Origin of the sequence: Frankia sp. AgPm24, from assembly GCF_023243055.1 — a bacterium.
GTDB lineage: Bacteria > Actinomycetota > Actinomycetes > Frankiales > Frankiaceae > Frankia > Frankia umida.
The window spans coordinates 15,506-27,133 of sequence record NZ_JALKFW010000195.1 but is presented as its reverse complement, the minus strand read 5'-3'; the positions used below and the strand labels follow the sequence as shown (position 1 = coordinate 27,133).

Below are 11,628 nucleotides of genomic sequence, written 5' to 3'. Positions count from 1 at the left end.
CCCCCCCGGGGCCGGCGGCCCCCCCCCCCGGGGGGGGGGCCCCCGCCCGCCCCCCCCCCCCCCCCCCCCGCCATGGTGCTCGGCGGGTCACGCGCTGCGGAACCGGGTACCGTAGGCGCGGGTAGGCCGGACGAGCGCCGGCCTACCGGAGAGGCCCAACGCGGCGGTCGAGACCGGGGTTGGTCGCCTCAACATCGCTGCCTTGCCCGCCAGCCCGGACGGTGTCGGGTCTTCCAGATACTTCCAGTAGACCCGAGAGAGCGCCGAGAGTGCGGCCTCGCGGTCGTCGTCGTGCTGGAGGGCCTCGCTGACGGCATCGGCCGCTGTGCGCAGTCGCCGGGCGGCGATCGAGCGGTCGATCAGGGGCTTCACATTGGGCGACACGCCTGCCGGGTCCTTCGTCGCGTATCCGGCCTCCAGTCGGGTCGAGGCCTTGTCCAGCACGGAGAAGAGGGCTGTCGGGAGCCCCATCCCTTCCGTGATGAATTCCCATGCCCAGACGGACAAGTTGTGGGATGAGAACCCGACGGTGGTGTACTGCCGGTTCCATGCCTTGAGTAGGCGGATGGTGCGGCGACGGGTCTGGGCGTGCGACTTGCCGCCAGACGTGAAAAGCGTTGCGTGCCGCTCGGGGTCCGAGGCCTCCCATTTGTTCTTCTTGAGGTCGGGGATCCAAAGACCGTTGCCGTCGCGGCGGGTGAGCGCCATGACGAGGTCGATGGTCGGGTCCTGACTGTCCACTGGACGGCCGAAGTAGATCTTCGGTCCTCGCCTTGACGTACAGCAACGGGCCTTCGGGTGGACGTTTCGGATCTTCGGTCCGAGCAGGGAGCACAGCGCCTCGATTGTCTCTTCGGGAGACTCGTTAGCGCCTTCCGGACCGAGCGCCGGGTAGACACGGCGGTCCAGGACGACACCGCCGTCCCCGTCCGCCACTGGGTGAATGAAGGTGTGCTGCGCCAGCGAACCGCTGGGGTACGTGCGCAGCGCGCCCCGGAAACCGATCGCGACGTCCCGGCTGAGTCTCAGCCGGCCACGTGCCTCCGCGAGCGGTTCGGCGTGCGCGTCGATCCGACCGCGGACGTCGTTGAGGATGTCGTTTGTGTGTCCCATTCGAGTGCTTCGTTCGGTAGGGGTGCGGTTGCACCTGGGCGCCCGGCCTGGGCGGAGCTGCCTGATGGCCGCTCACCCTTACTGACGTCGGACCGTGAGGCGGCTCCCGCCTGAGGAGGTCGACACCCCCAGCTCTTGTTCATTCGGCGCAGCTGCGGCAGATCGAGCGGCCCGGATCGAACTGCGTAGCCGCCAGCACGAGGAAGCAGCGATCACACCGCTGCTCCGCTCTGGCTCCCGCAGGGGTGCAGCCGCAGTGGCCGTTCTCGCATTTCGGCTGCCCGCAGCGCTGGCACGGCGGGCCGAAGACCTCAAACGGGTCGGCATCCGGACAGATCTCGCAGATCCACCCTCGCTCCGCAGGAGAGGCCGCGCTGGCGGACCGGGGCGGCGCGAAGCGGCGCCACCCAACGTTGTCCGGCGCGAGTACCGCAATCATGTACTGCTTGTCGCACCAGGCCGCCTGCCCGTACAGCGGGTCGCTCCGGGCCCCGTTGCGGTAGGTCACGAAGGTGTCGTCGTGCTCGACCGTGGCAACTCCACGAAGCGCGGCCCGGATCAGTGGGGTGTCGGATTGGTCAGAGCCCCGCGCCGGTGGGACGACCCCCCGTGGTGACGCGAACACGACCCGGCCTGTTGCGTCGAGGAGAACAACGATACCTCCACCGCTCAGCAGTTCAGAGGCCCGTACGCAGCACGCTTCGCGAGATGCCTGGGAGTTCTGGAACATGTCGACGATCTCTGTGGCGGTCGGCCCTCGTAGGTCGACGCGATCGCGGACCCACCCATCCGGCAGGAGCACCCGGGCGGCGAAGGCGTCGCACGCAGCCTCCTCGAAGTTCTCGGAGTCCACGCGGGTGAAGACACGCTGTCCAAGCTCTGGATCCGTCTGCTGGAGGTGATGACCCAATTCGTGGAGCACGGTGAACCCGCGGCGCCGGCGCGATCGCGACGCGGCGACGCGAAGGGTCGGAGGCTGGGTATGGTCCAAGTAGCTGCCAGATACCGAGCATCCGTCACCATCACCTGATTCGGGTACGACGGTCACTTGGACGTCGGGCCACGACGAGATCGTGGCCAAAGGGTCGGCGCAGAGAGCCGCGAGCGATCCCGGATGACGTTCCTCGACAACGCGCAAGATCGCCTCGGCCTGACGAGGAGCGTCAGCGAACAGCGGTCTCGCCCGCACTATGCATCCTCCTCACCCGCGGTGCTATTGTTGAGGAATTGCCGAAGCCGCGAGTCCCAGTCAGGCTCGCCGCCGCCGGTTTCTCGCGCGGCAAGGCTAAAGGCGCCATAGCTGCCGTCCAGACGTGCTCGTTCTTCAGCGATACCCAACCTGCGCGCACGTCGAGTCCACGTTGATCTCCACCGTGGATGCTCCATCCGGATGACAAGCCCGGCCGGGAGCGGGCGAACCGAACTCGCGATCTCCTCGGAGGCGATGCCAGTCGCCTTCGCCACGAGGTCGATCTGCTCCATCGTCATCGGGACCTTGCCACGGAGAAGGCGCATGGCCTCGGCTTGGCTCACGTTTAGCGAAGCGCAGAATGCGCCGAGATCAAGACTCGATCCCAGGATCGCTGCAAGGGTGCGTGGCTCGATTCCCGGGACGGCAACCGGCAGCCCGGGTGCCTGCCTCAACAGCTCCAAGTCGTCGGTGAGCTCTGCGCGGAGCATGGCCGAAGGGTCCATAGGGGATGTGATCTTGCGGCCCCGTCTGACGCCTGCTGGCAACGGGGCTGGCTTCTGCACGCTCGCGGCAGCGATGCATCGGACCAGCGAGTCGCTCCAGACATCCACCAGTTGATCGAGGACCCGGTTCGGCACCGTCGCCGTAAGCCCCGCCCATACTGTGACGGCCACGCCGAACACGGTCGTCGTGTCACCGACCACGATGCCGTGGTCATCTTCCCTGGACGGGTCGATGGTCACCGGCGCACCTTGCACCTCGCGGTCTCGTACAGCCAGTACCACCAGCAACATGACGGTCTCGTCCCAGCGGGCGCGCCACACTTGCCCGACGCGGACCTCGACATCTGTCGAGGCGCCGAACCGTTCCGCTAGCCCCGGCTGGGTTAGTTGGTGCATGTCTTGTACCTGTGCGGCAAGATCGAGAAGCTGCTGGGCAGTCCGCTGGTCGCTCACGGTGTCCTCCGGCGTGGGTTGGGCCGAGTATGCCGGCACCTAAATCTGACGTCAGAACTCCCGCCGCGCTCCATCGGGCGCACGGTCAGCCCAGTGCGGTCGTGGTGCCGCACAGCCGGATCACTTCCTTGGCCACTGCCTCTCGGTCCTCACCCTCGCCGACAAGCTGCCTGAGCTTCGCAGCCACCCTGTCGGCATGCTGGCGCGCCTGCGCCGGGCCGCACGCCAGGAGCACCCGGATGTCGGCCGAGGATGCCAGGTACGGGACGATCCGGCGCTCCACCGGCGACAACATCCCCACGATGCCCGCAGCCGCGGCCGCGGCACTCAGTTCTTCGTCTGCGGCAACGACGAGATCCTCGGGAGTCGGTTCATCCGCGTCGGCACGGTTCTCGGCGCCCTCGGGCAGGTAGACGATGTCCGGGTCCAGCACCACCGGGAACCGAGCCGCGAATACGTCGACAAGCTGGACTTCCTCAAGCGACCCGCTCGCCGCCGTGAAAGCCGCCTCTGCTACGGCGATGATCGAAGGCCGGTCCGCGATCGGTGGCCGGCGGGTCGTGCTCGACCACTTCGGAATCCTCACGTTCGGGACTTCACGAGCCGCCCGCACCAGGTCATCGATGGGGCCGGTCCACGGCGGAAGCGGTGCGCCTGTGAGCCTCCAACGGCCGGCGCCCGGCTCGCTAGCAGGCACCTTTTCGAAGGCGTGATCTCCCGACAGGACCTCCACGAGCCGGCGCCGCAACGCCCCCCGTGATGTCTTGCGCACGCTGTCGATCATCCAGTTGCGGACGGATCTGCGGAGGAGACGTCCGACGGACGCGTCATCGGTCGCCTGCGCAAGGAGGCTCGCGGTCACGGGCCGGATCCGGTCCACCAGAAATTCTTGGACGAGATCGTCCAGATCTCGGGCGCTGTCACGTCGAATTTCCGGGACACGTCGGGCTTCCTCCTCGACCAACCTGGTGACCAGGTGGAGGCAATCCCGACCGAGATGCCCAAGACGGTGCAGCTCTTCAAACGCGGAGATGACCAACCTCCTTGAGGGCCGCGTCAACGGCGTCGGTGACGCGAATTTTTGTTTTGTTGAGAAACGCGGACGCTGACGCGACCAGCGCCCGCAATTTCTCAGGTCCGAGCGCCACTTGGCCTAGTGACGCTCTAGGCTGCCGCCGAGCCTCGTCGTCTCACGGTTGGCCCCTGGGTGGGTGCTGGCTGCCGAATATACAGGCCTCGTGCGACCGCGACCGAAGCCGGCCTCCACCGCACCATCGTCCGAGGGCGGGCCAAGAACGTCACGATCGTGGTCCGGGCCTCACCAGCGTGACTGAAAGGATCCTGCGGACTACGACGCGGCGAGCTCCTCACCGACGTAGGGCGGTGTCCGAGGTAGCGGTCCCTGTATATTAATGGGAGCCGGTGAGGGGACTCGAACCCCTAGCCGCTCGATTACAAGTCGCGTGGGGACGTGCCGTGCCATGCCGTAACGTGCCGGACGGTGCCCCGTTCTCCCAGGTCACGGCGTTTTCCGTGCCCTAGCGTGCCCGCGGGTGCCGCATCGTGCCGGGACATCTGCACCCACAATGAGCCCACCGTCTGCAGCGACCGAGTCGCAACTTCGCTCGATCAGGCAAGCTCCCGGCGAGGATCGCAACACCCTCACCAGCGACGACGCAGCCCTGATAGGCCCCGGCAGCGCCGGGGGCAAGCTCCCGGCGAGGATCGCAACGCGCAGAACACCGGGTCCGAGTGGGACGACCCTTGGGGCGGCGCCGGGGGCAAGCTCCCGGCAAGGATCGCAACGAGGACACTGCCATCGGCACCACGACGATCATGTTCAGGCAGAGCCGGGAGCAAGCTCCTGGCGAGGATCGCAACACCCTGGGCGGGGCCGTGATGACCCGTGCCGACGGTGCATGATGTCGGAAATAGTCATTCTTGCGATGATCGTGCTGCCCGTCGTCCTCCCCGTACCCGTGGGGATAATCCAGCCTGCGCCAGCGAACAATCTTTCTGCCCCCAGGAACCTTGCGGGTGAACGTCTACTCCCGAGGAGTTCGTGCTGACGTCTCCCGCCCCGTGTTGGTGCTGGTCGTGGTCCACCATCGCAGCCCGGCGAGGACGCCGACGGCAAGGAGTAGCAGGCTGGTGAACAGTGCGGCCTCGGCCCAGAGTCGGTCGGCCAAGGACCAGTCGTCGTGCACGGTCACCGTCGCCGCCGCGACCACACCTACCATCAGCACGACCGTTGCCACTACGGCGGCGATCATCGTATGAGGAAGCCGGCGGCTGCCGGTCTCGGTGGCGACCAGCCCGTCGGGCTGCTCTGGGACGGCGAGGTGGTCCTGCTCGGCGCTGCGGATGTTGTCCCATTCGCGGATGTAGCGCTCCTGCAGATGCTCGTGGCTGATACGGCTACCGATCGCGGGCAGCAGTGCCAATGCCTTCCTGATGCTGGTCTCCGCCTCGGTGTACTGGCCGCACCGTCGCTGCCCGCGCGCCAACCGGTAGAACACTCCATGATCAGGAAATGTGCGGGCGGCTTCGGTGGCATACGTCCGTAGCTCCTCGCCTTGGGCCGGAAAAGGCGCGGCCACGTCCAGGGCGTGCAGGCAGACGTCGACGACAGCGCGGGAACGGTCGGGCGTGTCCCAGGCTGTGCGCAGTAGGTCATGGCCCTGGTCGGTGTTGCCTCGGCCGAACTCGGCGAACGCCCGCAGCGCCGTGACCAGCGGATCATCGCGATGGTCGCCGGCAGCCAGCATCAGAAGTGATGCGTCGAGGAACTGGTGAAGTTCCTCGAACCAGAAGTTCGCCCGCAACTTCCCCGCATGATAGAGCGCGGCGAAGAAGCAGATGTCGGGTGCGCCCTTGTACTGCTCGATGATCCGGCCGTCGAAACGGCTCAGGTCCGCCCGTGGATCGACGCTGTCCCGGGTGATAAACGCATATCCCAACGCCCATGTAGTAAAGATCTGTGGGCGGATGTTCTCCTGGCAATGCTCGGACAGCCAGTGGGCGCAGCGGGCCGCGACCTCGACGGTGGGCTCGGCCAGCAGCCGGCGCCGCCAGTACCGGTCCGCGCAGACCAGCCACGGATCGGCGGCGAAATCCGCCGACGGGATCCGAAGCCGCGGCTCGATGTTCGCCTCGAGGAACTCCCCGGCGACCTGTTCGCACACACGGTCCATCGCCCGCGGACCCTGCGACGCCGCCCGGCCAAGCCGTGTGGCGATCGACTCCTCCACTAGATCCCCCTCACCGCCCGTATCGCCGGTGTACCAGAAAACACAGGCCGACCACCCGTGAACAGCCGGATCAGGCAGGACCACATCCCGCACCCAGAGGATCACCCTGATGGCGCGACCGCAGGCGGGCGTCCGCTCGCCGGTGGTCGTCGAACCTCGGTGAACGATGTCGAACAAGTCCATCGCGACCAGCATGCCCGTCAACCAGGGCCGGCCACGCCGGGCACGATCACGAACGGTGCTGGTTGCTAACCTCACCGAGGCAGACGCGCGGCCAGCGCCGCCCTCTCTCCAGAGAGTTCAGAGCGTGCGAGCCAGGCCAGGGAGCACCCATGATCGACGGTGTCACGATCGTCACCGGTAACGACGGCAAAGCCCGCGAGTACGCAACCCTCCTGGGTATCCCGGTGGCCACAGCCACGGTGGATCTCCTCGAGGTCCAGTCCCTGGACGTCGCGGCCGTGGCCGCGGGCAAGGCTGAGGATGCGTACGCGAAGCTGGGACGCCCGGTGATCGTCGATGACACCGGGCTGGCCCTGCCCGCCTGGCACGGCCTACCCGGAGCGCTGGTCTCCTGGTTCCTGAGCACGGTCGGCCCGCAGGGCCTGCTCGACATGGCCACGATCCTGACCGACCGCCGCGCGATCGCCACGACCGCCCTCGGCTACGCCGACGCCGACGGCGTCCGCGTCGTCACCGGCACACTCCACGGAACGCTGGCCACGCAGGTACGCGGCGACAACGGCATCGGCGACGACAGCATCTTCGTCCCCACCGGCACCGGCCAGACCCTCGCGCAGATGCCGCGCTGGTTCGAGCGGTTCATGGCAGCCGAGAGCAGCGCGGTCAGCGTAGAGGAGTTCGAAGCCCAACTCGTCCCAGGGCTACTGCAGACTCCGGAGTACGCCCGCGCGGTGCTCCGGGCGGCGAACACCAGCCTGGACGACGACGAGATCGACCGTCGCGTTGCCGTCCGGATGGAGCGCCAGGCCCGGCTGGCCGGCGACGAGCCGCTGGCGCTGTGGGTCGTGCTCGACGAATCCGTGCTATACCGTCACGTCGGAGGCGCCGAGGTGACGCGTGCCCAACTCCACCATCTGACACAACGTGCCGCGCAGCCGAACGTCACGGTGCAGGTACTGCCCTACGCTCTCGGCGCGTACGCGGCGTTCGGACACCCGTTCACAATCATGACGTTTCCCGCGCCGCCAGGCGGCGAAGTCGTCCACATGGACCAGCTCCACAGCGGCCTGTACTTGGAACGGGAGTCCGACCTGCGCAGGTATAAGCTGGCGATGAACCGTCTGCGGGCGGCGGCGCTCGATCCCGAGCAGTCCCGCAACCTCATCGTCAAGGCCGTGGAGGACCTCGGATGAACAGCACCCCATCCGGCCCGGCCACCCCGGTTGCGGGCTTGGCCTGGCGCAAGAGCAGCTACAGCAGTGGCAACGGCGGGAACTGCGTCGAAGTGGCGGATCTGCCGGACGGCGGTCGCGCCGTCCGGCACTCCAAGCACCCTGATGGGGACGTCCTGCTGTTCACTGGACCCGAGTGGGTTGCTTTCCTCGCCGGCGCTCGCGACGGGGAATTTGGCTAAACCATCAGATGTAATTTCGCAGTTGATTCAAAAAATCATTTGATCGAGTAGTGTGACGCGGCAGCAGGAACCAGACCGCGTCCACGGATATCGGATCGTGACATTCCGACACGCAGATGTGCCGAACTGCCACGATCGCGGGCGACGCACGTGCCCCAGTCGATGCCCACGCTGACAACCGCCCGGCGCGGGTACCTGGACACTCCGAATGTTTCTGTCACAGGAGACCGCGTAGGACCTCGATGACCTCAATGTCGCCGATCCACCCGTGCACTTCACGGTCGGGGCTTTCGTCGTCGCTACTCCAGTGTGGCGTGGATTGCTGGCGGGGACTCCAGAGTGTGCCTGCGCCGTCTATGAGAAGATAGGAGTTCTTGCGGTCGCTGTTCGATTTTACCGAGACGGTGATCTCAGGTAGGGCTGCGTCGAGCGTCGACACGGCGCGTTCGAAATCTGCGGGGCTTACGCTGAGGCTGGCAGCTTGGCGACTCCCCAGTGGCCCACTCGGCATAAATTGAAACAACTGCCACCGGCGAACAGCCGGATGACATTCGACCTGCTCGGCGATCGATTCGAGGTCGTCGATATTCCCTTGATGGACGACTGTGTTGACGCATACCGTCGCGTCGACGCTGTCCATGAGGTCGAGAATCGCGAGCTGGTCGGCAACAGATCCGAACCTTCTGAACCTCCTGGCGACATCGTCCGTTGATCCGTCGAGTGGAATTCCGATCTGATCGACGGAGCGTATGAGAGATTCGATGTCCACCCGGCGGACTGTCCCCTGGCCCATAAAGCGGATTTCCGCGTCCCGAAGAAAAGCAGTGCCGACCGTGTCCAGATGGATGGTCAGGCCGATCTCGCGGAGGCCAGAGACAAGGTCCTCGATGTCTGGTCTGGTGAGTGGGTCTCCACCGCCAACAGTGATCTTTGTGACTCCGAGTTCCCGATGTAGTAGTTCTGCGAAGCGGTGCACTACTGGGGTGGCAAGCAGGGTCCGCGCGAAGTTGTTATAGCATCCAGGGCAGGCAACGAAGCAGCTGTTGCCAGCGGTGAGGATGATGCTTCGTCGCATGGGCAATCTCCTCGATACTCCACGGAAAGCCGGTTGGATGCGGCGGCGGGCGGGCCTTAACCTCCGCTGGCGATCTCCTCGTAGACCGCAAGGTACTCGGCGGCCATACGGGGTAGGGCAAATCGTTGAGCCGAATAATTTCGGCAGGCAGTTCGATCCAGTTTCATCGCGGCATGTATGTGGTCGGGAAGTTCGGTGTCGTCGTTGGCGATGAAGCCGGTTTCTCGCTGTTCGACGAGTTCATCGATTGCTCCAGCCCGGGTGGCGACGACAGGGGTGCCACAAAGCTGTGACTCGGCGGTTACCAGCCCGAAGGGCTCGGGTAGGCCGCTGGTGACGAGTGTCGCGCACGCGCTCCCCAGGAGGCTGACCTTATCCGCGAAGGCCAGCTCCCCGAGGTACCTGACCGCCTCGCCATCGACATGCGGCGCGATCTCGCTCTCGAAGTAGGATCGGTCGGCGGGCTTCACGCGGCCGGCGATCCTGATCGGGATGCCCGCGTCCCGTGCCGCAGCTATCGCGAGGTCAGGTCTCTTGTCGGGTCGGAGGCGACCCAAGAAGGCCACATGAGGAGGCTCGTCCGGCTCGGCCCGGAACGGGAAGGAGCCGACATCCAGGCCATGGTAGATCCGAGCTCGCCAGTTCAAACGAGGAAGACTCGCCCGCTGGTGATCACTTATCGCAATGTAGGCGTTGTCGGCTAACCCGTTAAGAAGCTGCGTGTTGTCGGCGTTGGCATAGCAGTGCAGTGTGTGAACAGTTCGCTTCCGGAGAGGATGAAGCACCAGGGCGGCAGCGAGGCCGGAATTCGAATGCAGGTGAGAGTGTATGACGTCGAACTCGGCGGCCTGCGCCAGGACGTCGGCAAGCTGACGAAGGCGAATGGCCTCCGGTTCGATGACGGAGTCGTCCGCGTTCAGCGATCTGGGGTGGCCTGCCACGAGGCGACCGCTCGCCAGGGAGTCTCCGGAAGCGAAGACGGTGACCTCATGGCCGGCAGCGACAAGACACCGTGACAGGTCCGCAACGAGAGCTTCGACGGCGCCGTATTTCGCGGGCGGTACCGACTCCCATAGCGGTGCGATCTGAGCTATACGCAACCTTGTGCTCCTGGGACGCGAGGGGGTCAGGGCTTCGCGCAGGTGACTTCATTGATCTTCTTGGAGCCGTCGGGGAAGCGCCGTACGGATGACGTCTGCACAGCGAACGATCTCCGGCTCCACGTCCTCGAACCGAAAGAGCTTCAAATAGCTGGGGATGCTGGATTCGTAGATGCGCGGATTTATGCCGTGCTCGCGCATCACGTCGGGCCAGAGCGGAAGCATCCAGATGTGAAAATGGGGCTGGACGTGCTTGTCCTCCTGATACATCTGAACCGCGGCGAGCCCGAGTTCGTCCCGCATCACCGCCCGCACAGCCCGCACGATCGTGATCGCCCGCAGAGCCAGCGGCAAGGGCAGGTCGGCCACGGTGGCCAGATGCGCGCGGGCTCCCAGAATCATGAAACCGGGAACGGCCCATTCCGCGTCCTGTCGCACCGTCAGTTCGCCATCGTCGTAGACGGGTCGAATCGCCGAGGGAAGGTCCGCTTCGTGTTCGTTCATGTAACAGCCGCGGCAGGTGTCCGACCGGACGATGCGCCGACGGCCGTCCAGGAAGTCAAGGGATCTCATGTGCGCCATCGCAGACCCCGCATCCTCGTGTCCAGAAGCTGAGAACGTCCAGCCGGTCTCGAACTCACGTGCGAAAATATAGCGCCATGACCGACATGCTCGTTGTCGTACCGCACCCCGATGATGAAACGTTGTCCGCTGGGGGCACCATCCGGCAGGCCACCAGGCGAGGGGACTCGGTCACCGTCGTTACCCTGACACGCGGCGAGGAGGGTCGCACGCTGGGGATTTGCCCGCAGGAGCAGCTCGCGGAGATGCGCAGCCAGGAGTTCACCGCCGCAATGTCCCTGCTCGGCGTTGCGGATGCATTGCTTTTTCCGTATCCGGACGGCGGGCTCGCGTCCCGTTCGGACGAAGCCGCGGAGGATCTTCGGGTTCTGGTCGAGCGAACACGGCCGGCGGTGGTGGCGACGTTCCCCGCCAACGGGATGAACGGGCATCCCGACCACGTGGCATCCCACCACATCACCCGAGCGGCGCTGAGGCTGAGCGGGTGGGCGCCGCGTACCGTGCTCACGTTCGCCGATCCCCACGCCTTTCGGGACGGTCCCCGGCCCGGCTACCTGGTTCCGCAGGAGGTGAACCGCCTGCGGGTACCCCCGAACCGCACGCACGGCGTGGCCGATGTTGCCGAGGACAAGCTCCGCGCGCTGGGGTGCTACGACACCCAGGCGCGGAGCGTCCTGAAATTCCTTCGCCTACACCCGCAGAGCCTCCAGACCGAGACCTTCCACGCGTCGGCCTGGCCCCCGGGAACCTGAGCGGCCGGCT

The 11,628-nt window shown here is 66.0% G+C and carries 11 protein-coding genes; 3 read left to right on the top strand and 8 right to left on the bottom strand.

Annotation, left to right across the window (positions count from 1 at the left end; genetic code table 11):
- Window positions 1-87: 87 nt before the first annotated feature.
- The 5 genes from MXD61_RS15945 to MXD61_RS15925 form a co-directional block, all read right to left on the bottom strand.
- Window positions 88-1,113 carry a hypothetical protein gene (locus MXD61_RS15945; protein ID WP_248814051.1) on the bottom strand — a complete coding sequence of 342 codons (1,026 nt, stop codon included), beginning with the start codon at window positions 1,111-1,113 and terminating at the stop codon, window positions 88-90.
- A 139-nt stretch (window positions 1,114-1,252) separates the two neighbouring features.
- The gene (locus tag MXD61_RS15940; RefSeq protein ID WP_248814050.1) at window positions 1,253-2,302 is read right to left on the bottom strand and encodes an ImmA/IrrE family metallo-endopeptidase; all 1,050 of its coding nucleotides are present in this window, start codon (window positions 2,300-2,302) and stop codon (window positions 1,253-1,255) included.
- The gene (locus MXD61_RS15935; protein WP_248814049.1) at window positions 2,302-3,261 is read right to left on the bottom strand and encodes a hypothetical protein; all 960 of its coding nucleotides are present in this window, start codon (window positions 3,259-3,261) and stop codon (window positions 2,302-2,304) included. The genes MXD61_RS15940 and MXD61_RS15935 overlap by 1 nt, the downstream gene beginning before the upstream one ends.
- Window positions 3,262-3,346: 85 nt before the next feature.
- Window positions 3,347-4,300 carry a hypothetical protein gene (locus tag MXD61_RS15930; RefSeq protein WP_248814048.1) on the bottom strand — a complete coding sequence of 318 codons (954 nt, stop codon included), beginning with the start codon at window positions 4,298-4,300 and terminating at the stop codon, window positions 3,347-3,349.
- A 1,006-nt stretch (window positions 4,301-5,306) separates the two neighbouring features.
- The gene (locus MXD61_RS15925) at window positions 5,307-6,512 is read right to left on the bottom strand and encodes a hypothetical protein (protein WP_248814047.1); all 1,206 of its coding nucleotides are present in this window, start codon (window positions 6,510-6,512) and stop codon (window positions 5,307-5,309) included.
- A 332-nt stretch (window positions 6,513-6,844) separates the two neighbouring features.
- Here MXD61_RS15925 and MXD61_RS15920 point away from each other — a divergent pair, with 332 nt between their 5' ends.
- Window positions 6,845-7,888, top strand: a complete 1,044-nt coding sequence (locus MXD61_RS15920) for a non-canonical purine NTP pyrophosphatase (RefSeq protein WP_248814046.1) — start codon at window positions 6,845-6,847, stop codon at window positions 7,886-7,888.
- Window positions 7,885-8,109, top strand: coding sequence for a DUF397 domain-containing protein (locus MXD61_RS15915; protein WP_248814045.1), 225 nt, complete (start codon window positions 7,885-7,887; stop codon window positions 8,107-8,109). The genes MXD61_RS15920 and MXD61_RS15915 overlap by 4 nt, the downstream gene beginning before the upstream one ends.
- Window positions 8,110-8,326: 217 nt before the next feature.
- On the opposite strand, the gene MXD61_RS15910 is transcribed toward MXD61_RS15915, so the two are convergent.
- The 3 genes from MXD61_RS15910 to MXD61_RS15900 are packed head-to-tail and all read right to left on the bottom strand — an operon-like array spanning window position 8,327 to window position 10,857.
- On the bottom strand, window positions 8,327-9,184 hold the full coding sequence (locus tag MXD61_RS15910; RefSeq protein WP_248814044.1) for a radical SAM protein: 858 nt from the start codon (window positions 9,182-9,184) through the stop codon (window positions 8,327-8,329).
- A gap of 56 nt (window positions 9,185-9,240) precedes the next feature.
- Window positions 9,241-10,284 (bottom strand): glycosyltransferase family 4 protein, encoded by a 1,044-nt coding sequence (locus MXD61_RS15905; protein ID WP_248814043.1) that lies wholly within the window; start codon window positions 10,282-10,284, stop codon window positions 9,241-9,243.
- A gap of 48 nt (window positions 10,285-10,332) precedes the next feature.
- The gene (locus tag MXD61_RS15900) at window positions 10,333-10,857 is read right to left on the bottom strand and encodes a hypothetical protein (RefSeq protein WP_248814041.1); all 525 of its coding nucleotides are present in this window, start codon (window positions 10,855-10,857) and stop codon (window positions 10,333-10,335) included.
- 86 nt (window positions 10,858-10,943) lie between these two features.
- Between MXD61_RS15900 and MXD61_RS15895 the strand changes: the two genes are divergently transcribed.
- Window positions 10,944-11,618: a PIG-L deacetylase family protein gene (locus tag MXD61_RS15895; protein ID WP_248814039.1), complete on the top strand. Its 675-nt coding sequence runs from the start codon at window positions 10,944-10,946 to the stop codon at window positions 11,616-11,618.
- Window positions 11,619-11,628 lie beyond the last annotated feature (10 nt).